The organism is Kineothrix sp. MSJ-39, assembly GCF_018917935.1.
Lineage (GTDB): Bacteria > Bacillota > Clostridia > Lachnospirales > Lachnospiraceae > CAG-194.
Genome location: NZ_JAHLPN010000001.1, coordinates 34,713 through 57,240 on the forward strand (window position 1 = coordinate 34,713; position 22,528 = coordinate 57,240).

Sequence of the window (22,528 nt, forward strand, 5' to 3'; positions counted from 1 at the left end):
AAGAAGAGAGGTTGATTACTATGAAACACTATGAAAGAGTATGCGCCTATATTGATCTGGATGCAATATTACACAATATGGACTGCATGAAGAAAAACATTGCAAAGGATACAAAAATCGTTGCGGTGATCAAGACAGACGGCTACGGGCACGGCGCTGTCCAGATCGCAAAGCAGCTCGAGGAAGTTCCGTATGTATGGGGTTATGCAGTGGCAACGGCGGAAGAAGCATTGATCCTGCGCCATGCAGGGATGCAGAAGCCGATCCTGATCCTGGGCTATACCTTCCCTTATTCTTATGAGGATATGATCCGGGAAGAGATCAGACCGGCGGTTTTCCGGGAAGATCAGGCAAAAGCCTTTTCCGAGGCGGCGGTCAGACTTGGCAAAACAGCCAAAATACATATTAAAGTGGATACGGCGATGTCCCGTATCGGTATTAAGCCGGATGCAGAAGGCCTTTCGTTCATCGAGCAGGTCATGGAGCTTCCGGGGATCGAGGTGGAAGGTATCTTCACCCATTTTGCAAAAGCGGATGAGAAAGACAAAACAGCCGTTTTGAAACAACTTTCCATCTATCAGGCGTTTCTGAAAAAAGTAGAGGAAACCTGTACAAAGGAAATTCCGTTAAAGCACTGCTCCAACAGCGCAGGTATTTTAGAGTTACCGCAGGCTAACATGAATCTGGTAAGAGCCGGTATCACCTTATACGGTCTGTGGCCTTCCGATGAAGTGAAAAAAGAAATGCCGCTTCAGCCGGTCATGTCCCTAAAGAGCCATGTGGTATATGTCAAGACGATCGAAAAGGGAACACAGGTCAGCTACGGCGGAACTTATGAAGCACCCGAGAAACGTATGATCGCAACGATCCCCGTGGGGTATGGGGACGGCTATCCGCGGCTCCTTTCCGGAAAAGGCTATGTGCTTATCCACGGAAAGAAAGCACCGATCACCGGCAGAGTCTGCATGGATCAGTTTATGGTAGATGTAACGGATATCATGCCTGTTGCCATGGGCGATGAAGTGACGCTGATCGGAACAGACGGTGCAGAGCAGATCACAATGGAAGAGCTCGGCGATCTGAGCGGCCGTTTTAACTATGAGCTTGCCTGTGATATTTCCAAAAGAGTACCGCGTGCTTTTGTGAAAAACGGCGAGGTCGTGGCAACAAAAGACTATTTTACGGATTATGAATAACATCTAAAAGAATACAACATGAATTTTTTGGAAATACTTTTGAAAAAGAACAAAAAAGGAGCGTTGTATTTCATGAGACGTGGCGATGTATATTATGCAGATTTAAGACCGGTTGTCGGCAGCGAACAGGGCGGGATCAGGCCGGTTCTGATCGTACAGAACGATGTGGGCAACAGACACAGTCCGACGATCATCTGCGCAGCCATTACCTCAAAGATGAACAAGGCGAAGCTGCCTACGCATATCGAACTTTCCGCGCAGCGGTATCACATGGTAAAGGATTCCGTGATCCTGTTGGAACAACTGCGCACGATCGATAAACTCAGACTGAAAGATAAAATCTGTCATCTGGATGAATCCATTATGCAAAAGGTGGATAAAGGTCTGATGATCAGCCTGCAGCTTGATACATAGAAGCAGACAGGTTTGACGAATATACACGAAGATGATATAGTTATGGGTAAAATGACAATTACAAAGGAGAGATTATTTTATGGACGAAGCGACCGGCGCGGCCAGTCTGATCCTGTTTCTGGCACTTCTGGCGATCGAGATCGTTATGTACGGATTCGGCAGAGCGATCCAGAGCCTTAACAGTGGAAAAATTCACGAAATGGCAGAAGCAGGAAATAAAAAGGCGGAACAGATCGAACGGATCATGGATCAGCCTGTGGATTATATCAATACGATCCAGACGTTTACCATTCTGATCCATCTGGTTATGGGTGGTTTCTTTTTGGCGGTTTTCAAACGGCTGTTTGCAAAGATCCCGGGCATGGGAGGAACAATCGCAGTTCTTCTGGCGGGCTTTTTGCTTTTGCTGATCTTATTTGTAGCAGGTGTACTTGTTCCAAAGAAGATTGCAACCAGATATCCGAAGCAGTGGGCGTTTGCCTTTATCAGACCGATCCGGGCAGTGCTTGTTGTCTGGAAACCGGTGACAAAGCTGTTTGATCTTCTGGCAAATCTGATCGTCAGACTGTTCGGTATCAATCCGCATGCGCTGACATCGGATGTGACGGAAGAAGAGATCCTGTCGATGGTCAATGAAGGACATGAGCAGGGTGTGCTGCAGGAAAGCGAAGCGCAGATGATTACCAACATCTTTGAATTTACGGATAAAGATGCAAAGGATATTATGACGCACAGATCGAATATTGTGGGAATCGAAGCAAATACGACGCTCAGGGAAGCGGTAGATTTTATGCTTGGTGAAAAAAACTCCCGCTATCCGGTCTACATAGACAATATCGATCATATTATCGGGATCATTCACCTGAAGGATGCCTGCAGAGTACTGGAAGGTGGCAAAAACGACAACAGACCGATCAAGCAGATCAAAGATCTGATCAGAGAGGCGCGTTTTATACCGGAAACAAGAAATATTGATTCGCTGTTCCGTTCCATGCAGTCTTTGAAGACCCACATGGTCATCGTGATTGATGAATACGGTCAGACCACGGGACTGGTTGCCATGGAAGATATCCTGGAGGAGATCGTCGGTAATATTTTAGATGAATATGACGAGGACGAAACGTTTATTCAGGAAAAGGGTGAGGACCGCTATGAGATCGACGGCCTGACGCAGCTTTCGGATCTCTCGGAAAAGCTGGATATTGATTTTTCGGGCGAAGAATTTGAAACGCTGAACGGACTTTTAGTTGCCCATATGGGACACATCCCGCAGGAAGGCGATACATTCGACATGGACTACGGAGGCTATAATTTCAAGGTCATGTCTGTGGAAAATAAAGTGATCAAAACTGTACTTGTTACAAAATTAGAAGAAAAGGAAGAAAAAGGAGAACAATAAGTATGTCAGGACATTCAAAATTTGCAAACATTAAGCATAAGAAAGAGAAAAACGATGCAGCCAAGGGTAAGATCTTTACAATCATCGGACGTGAGATCGCAGTTGCCGTAAAAGAAGGCGGCGGACCGGATCCTGCAAATAACTTTAAACTTGCAACAGTTATCGCAAAAGCAAAGGCAAACAACATGCCAAACGATACGATCGAAAGAGGTATCAAAAAAGCAGCCGGCGATAACGGTAATGTCGTATACGAACATGTTACATATGAAGGCTACGGTCCAAGCGGAATCGCGATCATCGTAGATGCACTGACCGATAATAAGAACCGTACAGCCGCAAATGTCAGAAGTGCTTTTACAAAAGGAAGTGGAAGCATCGGAACACAGGGCTGTGTTTCTTTCATGTTTGATAAAAAGGGACAGATCATCATTGATAAGGAAGAATGCGAAATGGACGCAGATGATCTGATGATGCTTGCACTGGATGCAGGTGCGGAAGATTTTGCGGAAGAGGATGACAGCTATGAGATCCTTACACAGCCGGATGATTTCCAGCCTGTTTATGATGCGATCAAGGATGCAGGTATCGAAATGGCATCTGCGGAAGTTACCATGATCCCACAGAATTATGTGACACTGACAGACGAAAATGATATCAAGCAGCTGAACCGTACACTGGATCTGTTAGACGAAGATGACGATGTACAGGCAGTTTATCACAACTGGGATGAATAAGATGAAAGCAGAATTGCTGTTTGCAGAAAAACAGGCATATCTGGATCGCTTCCATGCATCCGGATATCCTGCTGCTTTTGAAGCCTATCAGTCGCAGGTGAAAGCATTTTTTGATGCCTGTGACAGTGCATGTCCTGCAGAAGAAGGTGTGGAAGACTTTTGTAAAGAGATCGCAGGGCAGATCTGCAGCTATGCGGCAGAACAGAAAAAACAGGTGGGATTCCGTAACGAAAGAGAAGAAGAGGCGTGGCAGAGAGACTGCAATCTGTTTATGGTCGCCTATGTGTTTCCGGCGATCCTAGAATGCAGGAACAGCTATTACAAGCCGCTGACCAAGGCGGTCGAAAAGACATGGGCGAAAACTTTTAAGAGCAGCAAGATAAAAGCCGCAACCTTCGAGACGATCAACAGCGGATTCCACAAAAAAATACTGGGGTTATTTTAGGAGAAGATAATGGAAAACAACAAAGACTATGGAAAAGGTACTGTTTGTGTACAGGCAGGCTGGCAGCCGAAGAACGGCGAGCCGCGTATCCTGCCGATCTATCAGTCAACAACATTCAAATATGAGTCGACTGAGCAGATGGGGCGGTTATTTGATCTGGAAGAGGATGGTTATTTTTACACCAGATTACAGAACCCGACCAATGATTATGTGGCACAGAAGATCTGTGAACTGGAGGGCGGCGCAGCAGCCATGCTGACATCTTCCGGACAGGCAGCCAACTATTATGCCGTATTTAATATCTGCGGCGCAGGAGATCATGTGATCATGTCTTCGAGCGTATATGGCGGTACTTTTAATCTGCTGACAGTGACCATGCAGCGTATGGGGATTACCTGTACAGTCATTGATCCGGACTGTAGCGAAGAAGAACTGAATGCGGTATTTCAGGAGAATACAAAGTGTGTTCTTGCAGAAAGTATTGCGAATCCGGCGCTTGTGGTACTGGATTTTGAAAAATTCGCAAAGGCTGCCCATGCACACGGTGTTCCGCTGATCGTGGACAATACATTCCCGACACCAATCAACTGTAAGCCGTTTCAGTTTGGCGTGGATATTGTAACGCATTCCACCACAAAATATATGGACGGACATGCCATGACAGTCGGTGGTGCGATCGTGGACAGCGGTAATTTTGACTGGACGAAATATCCGGATAAGTTCCCGGGACTATGCTATCCGGATGAATCTTATCATGGTGTCAATTATACGGAGCGTTTCGGCAAGAAAGCCTATATTACAAAAGCAACAGCACAGCTGATGCGTGATCTCGGCTCTATTCCGTCTCCGATGAATGCTTTTTTATTAAATATCGGATTGGAGACACTGCATCTGCGTGTGCCGCGTCACTGTGAAAATGCACAGAAGGTAGCGGAGTTTTTAGAAGCGCATGATAAGGTAAAATGGGTGAATTATCCGGGACTGAAAAGCAATAAATACTATGATCTGGCACAGAAATATATGCCAAACGGTACCTGCGGTGTCATTTCTTTCGCGGTAGATGGTACAAAAGAAGATACCGTAAGATTTATGGATGCACTGAAGCTGGCAGCCATTGTGACACATGTGGCAGATGCCAGAACCTGTGTCCTGCATCCGGCAAGCCATACTCACAGACAGATGAATGAGCAGCAGCTCAAAGAAGCCGGTGTGGATCCGGGCATGATCCGTCTTTCCGTCGGTATCGAGGATGTGACAGATATCATTGCAGATCTGGAGCAGGCACTGAAAACGCTGTAAGAACAGGAGAGAAACTATGGACAGACTGGCGATAGTTGTACCTTGTTATAATGAAGAGGAAATGCTTCCTCTGACAACGAAAGAACTGACAGATGTACTTTCTGATCTGATCACCAAGCAGAAGATCGCACCGGACAGCTACATTTTATATGTGGATGACGGCAGTAAGGACAGTACATGGGAGCTGATCAGTAAATTTCATAAAGAAGAAAAAATGGTATATGGGCTGAAGCTTGCCGGTAATGTGGGACATCAGAACGCACTCACGGCGGGGATGCTGAATGCCATGGAGCATGCGGATATCATGATCTCCATCGATGCGGATCTGCAGGATGATACGGCTGTGATGGAAGAAATGGTAGATAAGTTCCATGAAGGCAAGGATATCGTTTACGGTGTCAGAAATGACCGTAAAAAGGATTCTTTCTTTAAGAGAACAACGGCCCAGATGTTTTATAAGGTGATGGCGGCTTTTGGCGTAAAAACCGTTTATAATCATGCGGATTACCGTCTGATGAGCAAACGTGCATTGCGGGAGTTTTCCAAATATCAGGAGATCAACCTGTATCTGCGTGGCGTAATGCCTCTCATCGGTTATGAAACAGACTGTGTTTACTACGAGAGAAAAGAACGTGTGGCAGGCGAATCCAAGTATCCGCTCAAAAAGATGCTGGCACTTGCCTGGAACGGAATTACATCGTTCAGCGTAAAGCCAATCGATTTTATCACCGCACTTGGCGGTTTCCTGATCTTTCTATGTGTGATCGCGGCGGTGTATGCACTTGTTTCTTATTGTAACGGACGTACGGTACCGGGCTGGACATCCCTGATCTTATCCATCTGGTTCTTAGGCGGTATGCAGCTTGTGGCGATCGGTATGATCGGACAGTACATCGGCAAGATCTATATTGAAGTAAAACACAGACCGCGCTACAATGTGGAAACTTATTTGAATCATGAGAATGAGTGATGTTTTTATGCCGATTATAAGAGTATTCAGGAAAACCGGGGCATGTAAAAGGAGAAAGAAATATGATGCAGCAACATAATGGAGTACAGGAAGCAGAGGAGGATTCATTGGCAAAAAGACCGGTCAAATTCATTAAAAACCCATTGCCGGGTCCAAAGCCGCATGTCAAAAAAGAAATGAACTACGATTATGAGGTGCCCCCGGATAAAATGTTTTTCGATATTGATAAACCAAGCAGAAATTATTATGATCTGCCTTGATAGAAACCCGACAGCAATGCGCTGCCGGGTTTTGTTATGTAGCAGTTCTGTCCCACGTAGACGCAACCATCGCCACAGACAAGAGAGCCGGGATTAGAAGAAAGGAAATAATCCACAAAAAAGAAAGAAAAATATGTGCAATCTTGACAATTGATAAGAGAACAACTATAATACCAGCATACAGGTATACAATTTAACACTGTATAGTAGAAAAGGAGGAGACTTATTATGAAAAAGTCAATCGCATTATTGTTATGTACAGCTTTAACAGCTGGAATGTTAGTTGGTTGCGGCAGCACAGCAGAAGATACTACTGAAGCTCCTGCAACAGAAGAAGCAACAGACGCTGCTACAGATGCAGAAGCAACAGATGCTGCAGATGCAGAAGCTACAGACGCTGCAGAAGATACAACAGCAGCTTCTGACAAGACATGGGTTGTTGCAACAGATACTGTATTCAAACCTTTCGAGTACACAAACTCTGACAATGAATTCGTTGGTATCGATGTTGATATCCTTGCTGCAGTAGCAGAAGATCAGGGATTCAAATATGACTTACAGAGCCTTGGCTGGGATGCAGCAGTAGCAGCAGTTCAGGCAGGTCAGGCAGATGCTATCATGGCAGGTGCTTCCATTACACAGGAACGTAAAGACAACGGCTGGATATTCTCAGACGGATACTACACAGCAACTCAGACATTCGTAGTAGCACAGGGCAGCGATGTAAAATCTTTTGAAGATTTAAAGGGCAAGAATGTAGCAGTTAAGAACGGTACACAGGGTGCTGATTATGCAAATTCTGTAAAAGACCAGTATGGCTTCACAGTAACAGTATTCGAAGATTCACCTACAATGTATCAGGATGTCATCCTTGGCAACAGTGCTGCATGTGTAGAAGATACACCAATCATCAAGACTTCTATCAAAGAAGGCGAGCTTGCACTTGAAGTTCCGGAAGGAATGGAAAATGAAGGTGCTGACTACGGTGTAGGTATCATGAATGCAGACAATCAGGAATTCCTTGATATGTTCAATGCAGGTCTTGCCAATATCAAAGCTAACGGCAAATATGACGAGATCATTGCAAAATACTTAAACTAATCGGTTTTAAGACCTTGAAAACGTGAGGGAATTTCCCTCACGTTTTTCTTTTGCCCGAAATTTCTGTAATTAGGATATAGGAAAATTTGTGATTTGATGGTATACTATGTAGATGTAGGTCTTGGATATGAAAAGGTCGGGACATAAAAACAGAAGGAAAAAGGAGTGTAGACATGGTAGCAATTATTCAAAGCTATTGGAGCATGCTTTTAGGTGCGCTCGGTAAAACACTGTTACTGACATTGTTATCTCTGTTTTTCGCGATGATCATCGGTATGATCTTTGCGCTGATGAATGTAGGCAGAAGCAGAGTTTGTAACTGTATCGGAACAATTTATGTAGATGCGGTACGAGGCGTTCCGCTTATTGTACTTGCATATTTTATCTATTTCGGTGTACCGGCCGGTATTAAGATGATGGGAATTCAGGATTTCAGATTATCTGCTCTGCAGGCAGGTACGATCGCGCTTTCCATGAACTGCGGTGCGTATATGGCAGAGATTATCAGAGCTGGTATTGAAAGTGTGGACAAAGGACAGATGGAGGCGAGCAGAAGCCTTGGTCTTTCCTATGGAAAGAGTATGCGTCTGGTTGTGATCCCGCAGGCGATCCGTACAATGATCCCTTCTATTATCAACCAGTTCATCATTACATTAAAGGATACCTCAATCCTTTCCGTTATCGGATTCCCGGAACTGACCAACATGGGTAAAACGATCAGCGGTAATACATTTAAGAGCCTACAGACATGGGCAATCGTCGGCATTATGTATATGGTGATCATTGTGACACTCAGCAAGATTGCAAAGAAGATCGAGAGGAGGATCAAACGTGGCAGATAAGAAAATAATGGTTCACGTTGAGAACCTGAAAAAGAACTTTGGAAAGCTTGAAGTATTAAAAGATATCAGTGTAGATATTTCAGAAGGAGAAGTTGTGGTATTGCTTGGCCCGTCCGGTAGTGGTAAGTCCACATTCCTACGCTGTTTAAATCAGCTTGAGGTTGCAACAGCAGGCAAAATCCTTGTAGATGGCAATGATGTGACAGATAAACATATTGATATCAATAAAGTGCGTGAAAATATCGGAATGGTGTTCCAGCATTTTAATCTGTTTGACCATAAGACTGTGCTGGAAAATATCATGATGGCGCCGGTCGAACTGAAGAAAATGACAAAAGAAGAAGCAAAGGAAAAGGGAATGCAGCTCTTAAAGCGCGTTGGTATGGATTCCAAGGCAGACTGCTATCCGTCCCAGATCTCCGGTGGTCAGAAGCAGCGTGTTGCGATTGCGCGTGCACTTGCCATGAATCCGAAGATCATGCTGTTTGATGAGCCGACCAGTGCGCTCGATCCTGAAATGGTAGGCGAAGTTCTTGCCGTTATGAAGGAGCTGGCATCCGAAGGTATGACAATGGTAGTTGTGACGCATGAGATCGGTTTTGCCAGAGAAGTGGCAGATCGTGTTATTTTTATGGATGACGGCTATATTGTAGAGCAGGGAACACCGCAGGAGGTTATTCTGAATCCGAAGGAACCCAGAACGATCGATTTCCTGAATAAAGTATTATAGAAGCTGTCAGTATCAATCGTCAGGGTCACTGAGAATTTGAGCGAAGCAGGAGAATATAAATGAAACGAATCATAACGATCAGCCGTGAATTTGGTGCGGGCGGCGGTTCCATCGGAAGCGTTGTGGCAAAAAAACTCGGTTTTGAATATTACGACAAGGAAATTATCTTAAAGGCTGCCAGAAAATCCAACATGGATATGGACAGAGTCCTGAAATGGGATGAAAAGGTTCCGTCCAATTTTGGATTTGCCCAGAGTCTGTTCGATTTTTATAACAGACCACAGGGAGAAAAGCTGTATGCAGCGCAGGAAGCGATCATCCGTGAGATCGGTGAAAAGGGAAAATGTGTGATCGTCGGCAGAAATGCCAATACGATCCTGAAGAACTTTGAGGACAGCCTGCATGTATTTGTATATGCGGATCCTTACTGGCGGATGGAGCATATGAAGGCAAAAATGCCTGACACGACAGAGGCAAAGATCAGTGAAGAAATGCACACGATCGACAGAGCCAGAAAGAAATTCTGCTCCTACTATACCAATACAGAGTTTGGTGTGGCAGATTATTATGATATCTGCCTGAATGCTTCCACACTTGGAATCGATAACTGCATCGATATTCTGTATCAGCTTTGTAAATAATCAGAATAGAAAGAGATGAAAGAATGGAACAGAAAAATCCTTTAGGGGAATTACCCGTTCCGCATTTATTGAGAGAGTATGCGCTGCCCAGCATTTTTGCGATGCTGGTAAGCGCATTATATAATATTGTAGATCAGTTCTTTATCGGCAGAAGTGTAGGAGAACTGGGCAATGCAGCCACCAATGTGGCTTTTCCGCTCAGTACTTCCTGTATTGCGCTGGCACTTTTATTTGGTATCGGTGGTGCAGCGGCTTTTAATCTGACGATGGGAAAAGGGGAAAAAGAAAAAGCACTCTATTATATCGGCAATGCAGCAACGATGCTGTTTTTCAGCGGCATGGTACTGACAGTGGCAACGGAACTGTTTTTAGAGCCGCTTCTTATTTTGTTTGGGTCTCCGCAGAATGTACTTCCGTTTGCCAAAACATATACAGGCATTACGGCGATTGGATTTCCGTTTCTGATCCTGTCAGCCGGTGGCGGACATCTGATCCGTGCGGATGGCAGCCCGAATATGGCAATGTTTTGTAATCTGACAGGAGCGGTGATCAATACCGTTCTGGATGCTTTGTTTGTATTCGGCTTTGATATGGGCATGCAGGGAGCCGCACTGGCAACGGTGATCGGGCAGTTTGTGGCTGCGGCGATCATTGTCTGGTATTTCTGCCATTTAAAAACAGCACCGCTGTCATGGACTCATTTCAGACCGCGGTTGTCTGTTACCGGATTTGTGGCAAAGCTGGGAACAGCAAACTTTTTTAATCAGATCGCGATGATGATCGTACAGATCGTTATGAATAAATCATTGACATATTACGGATCACAGTCCGTATACGGAGAATCCATTCCGCTTGCCTGTGCAGGTATCATCACGAAGGTCGGTATGGTATTTTTCTCTATCTGCATCGGTCTGTCACAGGGAATGCAGCCAATCGTCAGCTTTAATTACGGTGCAGGCAATTATAAAAAAGTAAAGCAGGCATATAAGCTCGCAGCAGGGATCGGAACGGTCATTTCGACCATTGCCTTTTTCTCGTTCCAGCTGTTTCCACGGGAACTTATCAGTATATTCGGTTCCTCACAGAATGAAGCCTATTATACCTTTGCGGTGCGTTATTTCAGAATTTATATGTTCTTTACGTTTTTAAATGCCATACAGCCGATCTCATCTAATTTTTTCACGGCGATCGGCAAACCGGGAAAGGGAATTTTCCTTTCTCTGACAAGGCAGATTATTTTCTTACTGCCGCTTATAGTGATCTTTCCGCTCTTTCTGGGCGTGGACGGAATTATGTATGCAGGACCAATCGCAGATTTTATTGCAGCTATGGTTTCAATGATCCTGATCTATAAAGAATTTGGAAAAATCAATAAACTGGAGGAAGCAATATGCGAATCATAATTGTAGGATGTGGTAAGGTCGGAAGTACCATTACCGAACAGCTTGTCAAAGAAGGACATGATGTGGCGGTCATCGACCGGGATCCGAGTGTTATTCAGGATATTACCAATAATTTTGACGTGATGGGAGTGGTAGGTAACGGTGCCAGCTATTCCATACAGAAGGAAGCAGGCATTGAAGATGCCCATCTTCTGATCGCAGTCACCGGATCGGACGAACAGAACCTTTTGTGTTGTCTGTTTGCAAAGAAAGCAGGTAATTGTAACACAATAGCAAGAGTCCGCAATCCGCTTTACAATCATGAGATCCGTTTTATCCAGGAAGAACTCGGACTTTCCATGACGATCAATCCGGAATATGCAGCGGCAACGGAAATTGCCCGTATCCTTCGTTTTCCGTCAGCAATCAAGATAGATACTTTCTCAAAAGGAAGGGTAGAGCTGATCAAATTTCTGGTGCCGGAAAATTCACCGATCGATAACTGCAGCCTGATTGACATTTCTCACAAGATCAAGACGGATGTTCTGGTATGTGCGGTAGAACGCAGGGACGAGGTTGTGATCCCAAATGGTAGTTTTGTGATCAAGGCGGGAGATACAATCAGTATTGTGGCAAGCCCGACCAAGGCAAGAGATTTTATCAAAGAGATCGGTGTAAGGGCGCATCAGGTTGGCAATGCCATGATCGTCGGCGGTGGAACAATGGCGTATTATCTGGCAGAGCAGCTTCTCAGCATGGGCATCCATGTCAAGATCATTGAGCGGGATGAAGAACGCTGTGAGCAGCTTTCCGAGCTTCTGCCAAAGGCTATGATCATCCACGGAGATGCAACCAACCAGAATATATTACTTGAAGAAGGAATCCAGAACAGCGAAGCATTCGTATCACTGACCGGGATTGATGAAGGAAATATTTTCCTGTCCCTGTTTGCGCAGAGCTGCTCCAAAGCGAAAGTTATTACGAAGATCAACCGTATCTCCTTTGGTGATATTATCAATGACTTCCAGCTGGGCAGTCTGATCTATCCGAAATTCATTACATCGGAATATATTACAAGATATGTACGCGCCATGCAGAACTCTCTTGGCAGCAATGTGGAAACATTGTATCATCTGATCGAAAACAAAGTAGAGGCGCTGGAGTTCCATATCCATGAGGGAGCACCGGTCGTGGATATTGCACTGGAAGATCTGCCAATCCGGGATAACACACTGATCGCCTGTATCAATCATGCGGGAACGATCATCAGACCGAATGGTAAAACAAAGATCAGTGTGGGGGATACGGTCATTATTATCACAACACATAAGGGGCTTGGAGATATTAAGGATATTTTACAGAAATAGCCTGGAGGGACATTATGAATCACGCAGTTATTCGTCATATTATAGGACTTATTTTATTGTTTGAATCTGCATTTTTGCTGCTGCCGTGTATGGTAGCGGTGATCTACCGGGAAAAGCAGGGACTGTCATATCTGGCAGTTGCTTTTGTCTGTCTGGTGATCGGTTTTTTGCTGGCAAGAAAGAAAACCGCGAATCAGATGTTTTACGCAAAGGAAGGCTTTGTGATCGTAGCACTGAGCTGGATCGTTATGAGTTTCTTTGGTGCAATGCCTTATTATCTGAGCGGAGATATTCCGGATGTTTCACAGGCGTTATTTGAAGCTGTTTCCGGTTTTACGACAACAGGAGCAAGTACTTTGAGCAGTGTGGAGGTACTCAGCCATTGTACCCTTGTCTGGCGTGCGTTTACGATCTGGATCGGTGGTATGGGGGTTATCGTATTTCTGTTGGCGGTTCTGCCTCTGACAGGTGGTTACAATATGCATCTGATGCGTGCGGAAAGCCCGGGTCCTTCTGTCGGAAAGCTTGTACCAAAGGTAAGAGAAACTGCAAAGATTTTATATCTGATCTATATTTCTCTGACAGTGATAGAAATTGTACTTTATATACTGGCAGGTATGCCTGTTTTTGATGCGGTCACAACCGGCTTTTCAACAGCCGGAACAGGTGGATTCGGTATCAGAAATGACAGTATGGGATCGTATTCTACGGTATTGCAGATACTGATCACGGTATTTATGATCCTGTTCGGTGTGAATTTTAACTTCTACTATTACCTGCTCGGTAAGGAAAAGAAAGAAGCCTTTAAAATGGAAGAGGTGCGCTGGTACTTTACGATCATCGTCGTGGCAGCACTTATCATCACATTTGATATCAGAGGGATGTTTGACAGTGTCGGAACGGCTCTGCAGCAGGCATTTTTCCAGGTTGGTTCCATTATTACGACAACCGGTTTTTCAACAACTGATTTTAATATGTGGCCACAGATATCCAGGACGATCATCGTACTTCTGACATTTTTAGGTGCCTGTGCCGGTTCTACGGGTGGTGGTATGAAGGTGTCCAGACTGATGATTCTTGTAAAATCAATCAGACAGGAGATCGCCTATTTTATCCATCCCCGTAGTGTCAAGGTCATTAAGATGGATCAGAAGGCGATTGACAAGAGTACGGTAAGAGGGGTTCATGCATTTTTTGCAACGTATGTGATGATCATTGTGGTATCTGTTTTTCTGATCTCTTTTAACGGTTTGGATCTTGTAACTAATTTTACAGCGGTCGTAACAGCATTTAACAATGTGGGACCGGGTCTGGAACTGGTTGGCCCGGCGGGGAATTTTGGATGTTTTTCAGATTTTTCCCAGTATGTATTGATGTTTGACATGTTGGCAGGCAGACTGGAGTTGTTCCCAATCCTGTTATTATTTACGCCGGCAGTCTGGAAGAAAAATTAAAATACAGAGGTTGAGGAGAAATTAGGTTATATGGGTAAGCAAAAAGAACGGAAAAATAAGAAGGATGAGAGGATCATCAATACGGCGTTCCGTATTTTTGTAGAGAAGAAGATCGAACCGGTGACAATCACAGAGATCGCAGAAGAAGCGGGGGTCGGAAGAGCAACCGTATTCCGCCACTATCCGACAAAGGTGGATCTGGTCATTGCTGTCTGTAGTGCCAAATGGAAGGAATATCTGGATGAATTGGATGCAAAGCGCCCCATTGCTTCGGTGAAGGAAATCCCGGCGATCGACCGACTGATCTTTACACTGGACAGTTATATCGATATGTATCGGAATCATAAGGATCTGCTGCAGTACAATGATAATTTTAATCATTTTGTAAGCCATTCCGGCAGCGCGGCAACAGCGGGAATGCTGGCTGATTTCCATGCTTCCCTGTATTCGGTCGATACCAGACTGCATATGATGTACAAGCGTGCGCAGGAGGATCACACATTCCGGACGGATATCCCGGAGGAGGAATTCATGCGTGTAACCGTGCATACGATGATGACTGCATGTGCTTATTATGCGGGCGGCTTTATCTGGGGCTCGGAAAAGAATAAGGATTATACACCGGAACTTCTGCGCGTGAAAGAAATGATCCTGGATTATGTGAAAGTTAGCGCATAGAAATAAGATAGTCCACAGCATCTGTGAGCAGGTGCTGTGGACTTTTTTGAATAAAAGAGATATGAAATGGGAAAGTTATGAAAAAATAGTCGATATAGAGACTAAATTTTCAATAACTGTTGACGGTTCATACAAATGGGAATTATAATTTATTGAAAAAATAATCAATTTGGAGACTAAATTTTCGTTAAGGAGTGCGCGATGGAGCGGAATTTGTATTTGAATAAACTGATCAGAAAGAAACATAATGGCTTGATCAAAGTGATAACCGGAATCAGGAGAAGCGGTAAGACATATTTATTATTTGAACTGTTTTATGATTATTTATTGAAATCGGGAGTTGATAAAGATCATATTATAAGAATTGCTTTAGATGACAGAATAAACAAAAAATACCGTGATCCGGATATCCTGTGTGAATATGTTCATGATACAGTCAAAGATGATCAGATATATTATGTATTGCTTGACGAAGTACAGATGGTATCGGAATTTGAAGATGTATTAAATAGCTTTTTGCATATGAAAAATGTGGATACGTATGTGACCGGCAGTAATGCGAAATTTTTATCAAAGGATATTATTACGGAATTTCGGGGCAGAGGAGATCAGGTGCATTTGTTTCCGTTGTCTTTTTCAGAATACATGTCAGGAAAAGGTATCGACAGACACCAGGCATGGCAGGAATACACAATGTATGGTGGTTTGCCTAAAATGCTGGAAATTGAAAATGAAGAGGATAAGGCAGTATATCTGAGAGATATTTTTAAAGAGACTTATATCAAGGATATATTAGAACGAAATGATGTCAGAAATCCGGTTGAAATGGAGGAATTGTTAGATTATTTAGCATCAGCCATTGGTGGATTGACAAATCCTAAGAAACTTGCAGATACTTTTAAAACAACAAAGAATGTATCTGTGCATCCAGATACGATTAAAACATATTTGGACTATTTTGAGGATTCATTTCTGATCAGCAGAGCAAACCGTTATGATGTGAAGGGCAGGAAATATATAAGTACACCTATGAAATTCTATTTTACGGATTGTGGACTGAGAAATGTCAGGATCAACTTCAGACAATATGAAGAGACTCATATTATGGAGAATATCATCTATAATGAACTTCTGATAAGAGGATATAACGTTGATGTAGGTATGATAGAGTATAGCTGTTATGTTGAGAATAGAAAAAGAGTACAAAAACAGTTAGAAGTAGATTTTGTATGTAATCAGGGGTCTAAAAGAATTTATATTCAATCTGCATTGGCTTTGCCTACCAGAGAAAAAGAAGAACAGGAACAGTTGCCACTTCAAACCATCAGTGATTCATTTAAAAAGATTATTATTGTGAAAGACGGTCCTACACATTACAACGAGTCGGGAATATTGATCTTGAATTTATTTGATTTTTTACTGAAGGAAAATAGTTTGGAATGTTAGAAACTTAATTTTGGAGACGAAAATATGAAAAAGAGAACGATAAGTACAATTTGTGCACTGGTATGTCTGACAGGTTTATTGGCGGCCTTCGTCAGAAATTTCAATGGAAATGATATACAGCAGAATAATATGGCAGAAACGGAAACAGGGATGTCAAACGAAGCGGAAGCAGAAGAGACAGATAGGAGATACGATCCCTCGGATATGACAGACGACGTAAATGCAGATAAACCGCAAGAGGCAGAAAAAGAGAATACATCTACGGAAACAGACGCGGAGAAACAGTATCGCGAATTTATGAATGGAACAGGTTCCTTAATGACCGCAGAAAGATTCCGGGAAGATGACAGTGAATATAACGATGACGGTTTACTGTACGGAGAATATACCTGCGGGGAACTGAAAGAGAATATTGAAAAACTGGAATATACAACATCGGAAGTAAAGTATGCCATAGTTGATCTGAATGGTGACGGAGAAAAAGAGCTGGCACTGCAATTTGCATCCACGGAAGATGGCGGAGAAAACTGGGTAGGGATCATCCGGTGCAAAGAGGGTAAGCTGGAGCTGACATATTCTTATGAGTATGGATACAGGACAGAAGCAACCCTGTATGAAAACGGACTTCTGGCAATCGGTGGCTCCTGGGGCGCAGGTGCACATGGAATGGATTATTACCGGTTTGATGACAACTGTGAGGCAGAGCGATTGTTTTCAAACAACGCATATATTGGTTCCTTTGCATCGCAGATTGCTTATGATCTGCAGACAGATCAAAGTGAAGTTCTGGATCCGATAGGAGACAGTGATTTACTGGTGGAATCAAGATTGGAGGTTTCTGAGTATATTCCCGCCGAAAAAAACGGAAAGGGCGTGAAGCTCTATGCCAGTGGCTATAGTGAAGATGCAGGCGTGAAGGCAGCGGAAGAAAAAATGCTGCAGGATCTGGTTTCGCAGGGGGCAGAACTTATTTCCGGTGATGAAATGGATCGGCTTTGCAGTATTGAAACAGGAACAGAGGTTACATGGGAAATTTCTTGACTTTTCGCGCTGTAAAGTTTACTATTTAGAATAGCCTGTATCCGCGAATCGGCGGATATATAAAATTATACAAGCAAAGAGGGTAAAGAGATGGCAATTCCATACAATCACAGAGAAATTGAAGAAAAATGGCGTAAGGAATGGGAAGCTCATCCGGTCAATGTTAATGATGGCAAAAAGCCGAAATATTATTGCCTTGATATGTTTCCGTATCCTTCCGGAAACGGACTACACGTAGGACACTGGAGAGGATATGTTATTTCCGATGTCTGGAGCCGTTATAAAATGTTAAACGGCGGTCACTACATCATTCATCCGATGGGATGGGATGCATTTGGTCTGCCTGCTGAAAACTATGCGATCAAGATGGGCGTACATCCTGCAAAATCAACTGCACAGAATGTAGCCAACATCAAGAGACAGATCAACCAGATCGCAGCATTATATGACTGGGATATGGAAGTAAATACAACAGATCCGAAGTTCTACAAATGGACACAGTGGATCTTTGTACAGATGTTCAAAAACGGACTGGCTTATGAAAAGGAAATGCCGATCAACTGGTGTCCTTCCTGTAAGACAGGTCTGGCAAACGAAGAAGTTGTCAACGGTAAATGTGAGCGCTGCGGTGCTGATGTAACAAAGAAGAACCTGAAACAGTGGATGCTCCGCATCACAAAATATGCAGATCGTCTTCTGGAAGATCTGGATAAGCTTGACTGGCCTGAAAAGGTAAAAAAGATGCAGACAGAATGGATCGGTCGTTCTTATGGTGCAGAGGTTGACTTCAAGGTAGACGGCAGAGATGATGTGATCACTGTTTATACAACAAGACCTGATACCCTGCATGGTGCAACTTTCATGGTACTTTCACCGGAGCATGCGCTGGCACAGAGCCTTGCAACACCTGAAAATGCAGATGCTGTTGCAAAATATATTGCAGAAGCTGCCAACAAGTCTAACGTAGACCGTATGCAGAGCAAGGAAAAGACAGGTGTATTCACCGGTTCTTATGCAGTCAATCCTTTAAACGGAGCTCTTGTTCCGATCTGGCTGTCGGACTATGTACTTGCAGATTACGGTACAGGTGCGATCATGTGTGTACCTGCACATGACGACAGAGACTTTGAATTTGCCAAGAAATTTAACATTCCGATCATCCAGGTTATCGCCAAGGATGGTAAGGAAATTGAAAATATGACAGAGGCTTATACAGAAGCAGCCGGTACGATGATCAATTCCGGCGAGTGGAACGGCATGGAATCTTCTGTACTGAAGAAAGAAGCACCTGCCATGATCGAGAAGATGGGCTTTGGCCGTAAAACAACCAACTACAAGCTCCGTGACTGGGTATTCTCCCGTCAGCGTTACTGGGGCGAGCCAATCCCGATCGTTCACTGCCCGAAATGTGGTGCGGTTCCGGTTCCGGAAGATCAGCTTCCGTTACTTCTGCCGGATGTAGATTCTTACCAGCCGACAGGAACAGGAGAATCACCGCTGGCAGATATCACAGACTGGGTCAACACAACATGTCCTTGCTGTGGAGCACCTGCAAAGCGTGAAACAAATACAATGCCGCAGTGGGCAGGATCATCCTGGTACTTCCTGCGTTATGTAGATAATAAGAATGACAAAGAGCTTGTCAGCAAAGAAAAAGCAGACAAGTATCTGCCGGTTGATATGTATATCGGTGGTGTAGAGCATGCAGTACTGCATCTGCTTTACTCCAGATTCTATACAAAGTTCCTGTATGATATCGGTGTGATCGACTTTGATGAACCGTTCAAGAAGCTGTTCAATCAGGGTATGGTCTGCGGACGTGACAAAGTGACCGGTGCAGCAACAAAGATGAGTAAATCACTCGGTAATATCGTATCACCGGATGATATCGTCCGTGATTACGGTTGTGATGCTCTGCGTCTGTATGAGTTGTTCATTGGACCGCCGGAACTGGATTCTATCTGGGACGACAGAGGAATCGACGGTATTTACAGATTTATCACAAGATTCTGGAACCTTGTGATGGACAACAAAGACAAAGGCGTTGCAGAAACAAAAGAATCTGTAAAACTGCGTCATAAGATGGTTTACGATATTACACAGCGTCTGGAAACATTCAGCTTAAATACTGTTATTTCTGGATTCATGGAATACAACAATAAGATGATCGAAATGGCTAAGAAGGATGGCATCGATAAGGAAACCTTAAAGACTGCCGTTGTCCTGATCGCTCCATTTGCACCACATCTGGGAGAAGAACTGTGGAGACAGCTTGGCGAAACAGATTCCGTATTCCATACAACATGGCCAAGTGCAGATGCAGATGCCATGAAGGATGATGAGATCGAGATCGCAGTCCAGATCAACGGCAAGACAAAGGCTGTTGTAAAAGTTCCTGCAGAAGTTTCTAAGGAAGATGCTATTGTAGCAGGTAAAGAAGCACTCGGTGATAAACTTGCAGGTACAGTTGTAAAAGAGATCTATGTACCGGGCAAGATCATCAATATCGTAGTAAAGCCAAACTAATGAATGAGTAATTGGTGAATAATAAAAGATCCTGAATCGCATATAGTAGTCAAGCGTGATTGCGGCTATATGTGATCAGGATCTATTTTTATTTCTTATGTAAGTACATCAGTATATTTGGCATGGCATCACATTTGGAACATAGTTACATCTGGAACATCGCCAGCACCTTATTCATTTTCTGCATTTCTTCTTCATTGCTGTACTCCTTTAATACCGAGATCAGCAGCTCAATTTCCTCCTTTGAAAAATTGACGGGATGTTTCTTGGTACTCGTGGCAAGTGCCATCAGAAAAGGAAGCTTATCCTGATCGGAAAGATCCTGCATTTCAAAAACAAGTTTCTGTAAAAATTCCAGCTTATGTGGGTCAATCTGATGCAGACGCTGGTCTGCCATCCATGTTTTGTTCGTCATCGGATGAAAAAGCCTCCTTAAATCGTTGATAGCTTTCTTTTTGCGCAGGAGAAAGCATAGAACCGAGGATAGATTCCATGGTGGAATTGCCGGCAGATGCTGTTTTTTGCCCGGAGACTACAGAATCCGCAGATTCGGAAGCTGCTGTAAAGCCATCAGAATTTGCAGACTTGGAATCCATTGCAGAGGCAAATGAATCTGCAGAATCCGAATCGGACGCAGAATCAGATTGCGCTGCAGAACCGGACATATGCTGCATGGCAGAAAATACCTCAAATATGTGGGAGAGCGCATCGGGATCGGTGCCTGTGTCGTTTTCACCAAAGGGCATGGCATCCGGCGGAAGCATCTGCAGGATCGTCTGCATTTTCTCCATCATCTTCATGGACTGTTTCATCTGCCGGAGCTGGGTAAACAATTTTTTCTGCTGCTGGTTGCAAAAGGGCATGGCACTGTCGAAAAACGTATCCAGTCTGTCCACAGCAATCGAAAAATCCCGTACCTGTGTATGGGGCAGGCGGGAGAGGCAATATTCCAGTTCGCGCATTTTGATCAGTGTTGCAGCAAAAGGCTGTAGCTGACCGGACAACAGGGGGAGTGCCAGCTTTAAAAGCTGGATTTCGTTTGTGGTATACAGGGTATCAAATGTCAGGATCGTATCATTATATTCCATAGAAGCCTCCGGTTTATCTTATGCACCGAATTTCAGAATATGTCAGATCTTATGTAGAAAAAATCACATGAAAAAGGAGGCCGAAGCCTCCTTTTTGCTGCTGGTATTAGCAGAAAGAATTGTTACCGCCACAGCAGTTGCAGAGGATCAGGAGAATGATGATCCATTCGCAGCAGTTGTTGTCGCCGCCGAAGAATCCACCGTTACCGCATCCGCAGCCGTTATTGTTACCGCATCCGCCACAGCAGAATAACAGGATCAGAATCCAGATCCAGCTTCCACAGCCGTTATTTTTCTGTTCACAACATCCACACTGACTAGCTGTTAATTCACTCATATAGGAGCCTCCAAATTGATATTTATGCTTTATACTATGAAAAGCATGAAAAGGTGTGACAGAAATCTTGAATTTCTGCCCGGATAAAGTTAAAATAGAAATCATGGATAACTATGTGATAAAGGAACTGAAACGAAAATATGATCTGACAAAGGACGAGGATGTGCTTGCTTTATATGCAAAGCTGCAGTCCGGGGAATATGATCTGTCTGGTGCAGAAGGGCGCAGATTTGATGACGAAGTCTATGAGCTTGCCATGCAGGCAAAGGAAAGACAGCGTAAAAACCGGATAAACGGCGGTAAGAAAACGACAGGCAGTCAGCAGAAGGCAAAGAAAAAGAGCCGCAGAAAAGTAGTGGTACTGACAAGAGGTGAGCTTCGGGCAAGAAGGCTTCTGACTGCAGTTTTGGTTGTGGCAGCCATAGCCTGTCTGGCATATTTCGGATTTTATTATTACGATTCTTATAAAGCACAGCAGCTTTCCATGCAGCTTACCGAGAAGAAAAATGATACGACAGTAAACCAGATGTACGGGCAGACACAGACGGTTCAGGAGAATGCGGATGGACAGCAGATCACACTGACCGTGCTGGATGAATACAAAAGCTTATATAATCAAAATAAAAATCTAATCGGATGGCTGAAAATTGCCGATACAAATATTGATTACCCTGTCATGCAGACAGCGGACAATGAATATTATCTGGATCATAACATCAATCAGGAGGAGGACAAGAACGGAACCCTGTTTTTGGACAGTGCCTGTGATATTGTGAAACCGAGCACAAATTTTATCATATACGGACACAATATGCGTTCCGGTAATATGTTCGGAAATCTGGATAAATACAAATCGTCGTCTTATTATAAGGATCATCCGCTGATCCAGTTTGACACGATTTACGAAAAAGGCACCTATCAGGTCATGTATGCGTTTATGTCCCATATTTATAAAGAGGATGAGATTGCATTTAAGTATTACCAGTTTATTGATGCGGCGTCGGAGCAGGAATTTGATTCCGATATGCGCAGTATGCAGGAAATGGCATTGTACGATACCGGTGTGACAGCACAGTATGGAGATCACCTCCTGACGTTATCTACCTGCGATTATGAAGAAAGTGACGGCCGCTTTGTGGTTGTGGCAAAGCGCGTGCAATAGATTTTGAAGTAAAGAG

General features: G+C 43.9%; 23 protein-coding genes. 20 read left to right on the forward strand and 3 right to left on the reverse strand.

The genetic code is table 11. The features are described 5' to 3' along the window. Positions 1–20 precede the first annotated feature (20 nt). The 19 genes from alr (at position 21) to leuS (ending at position 19,925) form a co-directional block, all read left to right on the forward strand. The gene (gene alr / locus KQI22_RS00175) at positions 21–1,196 is read left to right on the forward strand and encodes an alanine racemase (RefSeq protein ID WP_216550073.1); all 1,176 of its coding nucleotides are present in this window, start codon (positions 21–23) and stop codon (positions 1,194–1,196) included. A gap of 72 nt (positions 1,197–1,268) precedes the next feature. Further along, positions 1,269–1,610: a type II toxin-antitoxin system PemK/MazF family toxin gene (locus KQI22_RS00180; RefSeq protein WP_216550341.1), complete on the forward strand. Its 342-nt coding sequence runs from the start codon at positions 1,269–1,271 to the stop codon at positions 1,608–1,610. Positions 1,611–1,689: 79 nt separating this feature from the next. After that, entirely contained in the window at positions 1,690–3,009 is a 1,320-nt protein-coding gene (locus KQI22_RS00185; protein ID WP_216550074.1) for a hemolysin family protein, read from the forward strand. 2 nt (positions 3,010–3,011) lie between these two features. Further along, positions 3,012–3,743: a YebC/PmpR family DNA-binding transcriptional regulator gene (locus KQI22_RS00190; protein ID WP_216550075.1), complete on the forward strand. Its 732-nt coding sequence runs from the start codon at positions 3,012–3,014 to the stop codon at positions 3,741–3,743. Between the two features lies 1 nt (position 3,744). Beyond that, a complete protein-coding gene (locus KQI22_RS00195; protein ID WP_216550076.1) occupies positions 3,745–4,188 on the forward strand; it encodes a hypothetical protein in 444 nt (147 codons plus the stop codon). A gap of 9 nt (positions 4,189–4,197) precedes the next feature. Then, the gene (locus KQI22_RS00200) at positions 4,198–5,487 is read left to right on the forward strand and encodes an O-acetylhomoserine aminocarboxypropyltransferase/cysteine synthase family protein (protein ID WP_216550077.1); all 1,290 of its coding nucleotides are present in this window, start codon (positions 4,198–4,200) and stop codon (positions 5,485–5,487) included. 16 nt (positions 5,488–5,503) lie between these two features. Next, positions 5,504–6,457 carry a glycosyltransferase family 2 protein gene (locus KQI22_RS00205; protein WP_216550078.1) on the forward strand — a complete coding sequence of 318 codons (954 nt, stop codon included), beginning with the start codon at positions 5,504–5,506 and terminating at the stop codon, positions 6,455–6,457. Between the two features lie 62 nt (positions 6,458–6,519). Continuing rightward, a complete protein-coding gene (locus KQI22_RS00210) occupies positions 6,520–6,717 on the forward strand; it encodes a hypothetical protein (RefSeq protein WP_216550079.1) in 198 nt (65 codons plus the stop codon). Positions 6,718–6,945: 228 nt separating this feature from the next. Then, positions 6,946–7,818 carry a transporter substrate-binding domain-containing protein gene (locus tag KQI22_RS00215; protein ID WP_253293444.1) on the forward strand — a complete coding sequence of 291 codons (873 nt, stop codon included), beginning with the start codon at positions 6,946–6,948 and terminating at the stop codon, positions 7,816–7,818. Between the two features lie 173 nt (positions 7,819–7,991). After that, positions 7,992–8,660 (forward strand): amino acid ABC transporter permease, encoded by a 669-nt coding sequence (locus tag KQI22_RS00220; RefSeq protein ID WP_216550080.1) that lies wholly within the window; start codon positions 7,992–7,994, stop codon positions 8,658–8,660. Positions 8,661–8,667: 7 nt separating this feature from the next. Next, positions 8,668–9,390 (forward strand): amino acid ABC transporter ATP-binding protein, encoded by a 723-nt coding sequence (locus tag KQI22_RS00225; RefSeq protein WP_216550343.1) that lies wholly within the window; start codon positions 8,668–8,670, stop codon positions 9,388–9,390. A 59-nt stretch (positions 9,391–9,449) separates the two neighbouring features. Continuing rightward, the gene (locus tag KQI22_RS00230; protein WP_216550081.1) at positions 9,450–10,031 is read left to right on the forward strand and encodes a cytidylate kinase-like family protein; all 582 of its coding nucleotides are present in this window, start codon (positions 9,450–9,452) and stop codon (positions 10,029–10,031) included. A gap of 23 nt (positions 10,032–10,054) precedes the next feature. Then, positions 10,055–11,434 carry an MATE family efflux transporter gene (locus KQI22_RS00235; RefSeq protein WP_216550082.1) on the forward strand — a complete coding sequence of 460 codons (1,380 nt, stop codon included), beginning with the start codon at positions 10,055–10,057 and terminating at the stop codon, positions 11,432–11,434. Further along, complete coding sequence (gene trkA, locus KQI22_RS00240; protein WP_216550083.1) at positions 11,422–12,780, forward strand: Trk system potassium transporter TrkA; 1,359 nt, start codon at positions 11,422–11,424, stop codon at positions 12,778–12,780. Before KQI22_RS00235 ends, trkA begins: the two co-directional genes overlap by 13 nt. A gap of 14 nt (positions 12,781–12,794) precedes the next feature. After that, positions 12,795–14,234: a TrkH family potassium uptake protein gene (locus tag KQI22_RS00245; protein ID WP_216550084.1), complete on the forward strand. Its 1,440-nt coding sequence runs from the start codon at positions 12,795–12,797 to the stop codon at positions 14,232–14,234. A gap of 30 nt (positions 14,235–14,264) precedes the next feature. Then, on the forward strand, positions 14,265–14,912 hold the full coding sequence (locus KQI22_RS00250; protein ID WP_216550085.1) for a TetR/AcrR family transcriptional regulator: 648 nt from the start codon (positions 14,265–14,267) through the stop codon (positions 14,910–14,912). Between the two features lie 201 nt (positions 14,913–15,113). Further along, positions 15,114–16,358 (forward strand): ATP-binding protein, encoded by a 1,245-nt coding sequence (locus KQI22_RS00255; protein ID WP_216550086.1) that lies wholly within the window; start codon positions 15,114–15,116, stop codon positions 16,356–16,358. Between the two features lie 24 nt (positions 16,359–16,382). Then, positions 16,383–17,399 (forward strand): hypothetical protein, encoded by a 1,017-nt coding sequence (locus tag KQI22_RS00260; RefSeq protein ID WP_216550087.1) that lies wholly within the window; start codon positions 16,383–16,385, stop codon positions 17,397–17,399. A 90-nt stretch (positions 17,400–17,489) separates the two neighbouring features. Beyond that, on the forward strand, positions 17,490–19,925 hold the full coding sequence (gene leuS, locus KQI22_RS00265) for a leucine--tRNA ligase (protein ID WP_253293445.1): 2,436 nt from the start codon (positions 17,490–17,492) through the stop codon (positions 19,923–19,925). 145 nt (positions 19,926–20,070) lie between these two features. Here leuS and KQI22_RS00270 read toward each other — a convergent pair whose 3' ends face one another. From KQI22_RS00270 to KQI22_RS00280, 3 genes are all read right to left on the reverse strand, one after another. Continuing rightward, positions 20,071–20,340: a hypothetical protein gene (locus KQI22_RS00270; RefSeq protein ID WP_216550088.1), complete on the reverse strand. Its 270-nt coding sequence runs from the start codon at positions 20,338–20,340 to the stop codon at positions 20,071–20,073. Beyond that, positions 20,294–21,013, reverse strand: coding sequence for a hypothetical protein (locus tag KQI22_RS00275; RefSeq protein WP_216550089.1), 720 nt, complete (start codon positions 21,011–21,013; stop codon positions 20,294–20,296). The genes KQI22_RS00270 and KQI22_RS00275 overlap by 47 nt, the downstream gene beginning before the upstream one ends. 106 nt (positions 21,014–21,119) lie before the next feature. Continuing rightward, positions 21,120–21,350 (reverse strand): chorion class high-cysteine HCB protein 13, encoded by a 231-nt coding sequence (locus KQI22_RS00280; RefSeq protein WP_216550090.1) that lies wholly within the window; start codon positions 21,348–21,350, stop codon positions 21,120–21,122. A 55-nt stretch (positions 21,351–21,405) separates the two neighbouring features. Between KQI22_RS00280 and srtB the strand changes: the two genes are divergently transcribed. Further along, positions 21,406–22,512 carry a class B sortase gene (srtB, locus tag KQI22_RS00285; RefSeq protein WP_216550091.1) on the forward strand — a complete coding sequence of 369 codons (1,107 nt, stop codon included), beginning with the start codon at positions 21,406–21,408 and terminating at the stop codon, positions 22,510–22,512. Positions 22,513–22,528: the final 16 nt, after the last annotated feature.

What these genes read in the sequence shown, in the direction of transcription:
- KQI22_RS00255 (WP_216550086.1), top strand. Translation starts at nt 15,114, where the DNA reads ATGGAGCGGAATTTGTATTTGAATAAACTGATCAGAAAGAAACATAAT.
- KQI22_RS00230 (WP_216550081.1), top strand. Translation starts at nt 9,450, where the DNA reads ATGAAACGAATCATAACGATCAGCCGTGAATTTGGTGCGGGCGGCGGT.
- KQI22_RS00210 (WP_216550079.1), top strand. Translation starts at nt 6,520, where the DNA reads ATGATGCAGCAACATAATGGAGTACAGGAAGCAGAGGAGGATTCATTG.
- KQI22_RS00185 (WP_216550074.1), top strand. Translation starts at nt 1,690, where the DNA reads ATGGACGAAGCGACCGGCGCGGCCAGTCTGATCCTGTTTCTGGCACTT.
- KQI22_RS00215 (WP_253293444.1), top strand. Translation starts at nt 6,946, where the DNA reads ATGAAAAAGTCAATCGCATTATTGTTATGTACAGCTTTAACAGCTGGA.
- KQI22_RS00195 (WP_216550076.1), top strand. Translation starts at nt 3,745, where the DNA reads ATGAAAGCAGAATTGCTGTTTGCAGAAAAACAGGCATATCTGGATCGC.
- KQI22_RS00205 (WP_216550078.1), top strand. Translation starts at nt 5,504, where the DNA reads ATGGACAGACTGGCGATAGTTGTACCTTGTTATAATGAAGAGGAAATG.
- KQI22_RS00280 (WP_216550090.1), bottom strand. Translation starts at nt 21,350, where the DNA reads ATGAGTGAATTAACAGCTAGTCAGTGTGGATGTTGTGAACAGAAAAAT.
- KQI22_RS00180 (WP_216550341.1), top strand. Translation starts at nt 1,269, where the DNA reads ATGAGACGTGGCGATGTATATTATGCAGATTTAAGACCGGTTGTCGGC.
- alr (WP_216550073.1), top strand. Translation starts at nt 21, where the DNA reads ATGAAACACTATGAAAGAGTATGCGCCTATATTGATCTGGATGCAATA.
- KQI22_RS00200 (WP_216550077.1), top strand. Translation starts at nt 4,198, where the DNA reads ATGGAAAACAACAAAGACTATGGAAAAGGTACTGTTTGTGTACAGGCA.
- leuS (WP_253293445.1), top strand. Translation starts at nt 17,490, where the DNA reads ATGGCAATTCCATACAATCACAGAGAAATTGAAGAAAAATGGCGTAAG.
- KQI22_RS00250 (WP_216550085.1), top strand. Translation starts at nt 14,265, where the DNA reads ATGGGTAAGCAAAAAGAACGGAAAAATAAGAAGGATGAGAGGATCATC.
- KQI22_RS00190 (WP_216550075.1), top strand. Translation starts at nt 3,012, where the DNA reads ATGTCAGGACATTCAAAATTTGCAAACATTAAGCATAAGAAAGAGAAA.
- KQI22_RS00275 (WP_216550089.1), bottom strand. Translation starts at nt 21,013, where the DNA reads ATGGAATATAATGATACGATCCTGACATTTGATACCCTGTATACCACA.
- KQI22_RS00245 (WP_216550084.1), top strand. Translation starts at nt 12,795, where the DNA reads ATGAATCACGCAGTTATTCGTCATATTATAGGACTTATTTTATTGTTT.
- KQI22_RS00260 (WP_216550087.1), top strand. Translation starts at nt 16,383, where the DNA reads ATGAAAAAGAGAACGATAAGTACAATTTGTGCACTGGTATGTCTGACA.
- KQI22_RS00225 (WP_216550343.1), top strand. Translation starts at nt 8,668, where the DNA reads ATGGTTCACGTTGAGAACCTGAAAAAGAACTTTGGAAAGCTTGAAGTA.
- KQI22_RS00220 (WP_216550080.1), top strand. Translation starts at nt 7,992, where the DNA reads ATGGTAGCAATTATTCAAAGCTATTGGAGCATGCTTTTAGGTGCGCTC.
- KQI22_RS00235 (WP_216550082.1), top strand. Translation starts at nt 10,055, where the DNA reads ATGGAACAGAAAAATCCTTTAGGGGAATTACCCGTTCCGCATTTATTG.
- trkA (WP_216550083.1), top strand. Translation starts at nt 11,422, where the DNA reads ATGCGAATCATAATTGTAGGATGTGGTAAGGTCGGAAGTACCATTACC.
- KQI22_RS00270 (WP_216550088.1), bottom strand. Translation starts at nt 20,340, where the DNA reads ATGACGAACAAAACATGGATGGCAGACCAGCGTCTGCATCAGATTGAC.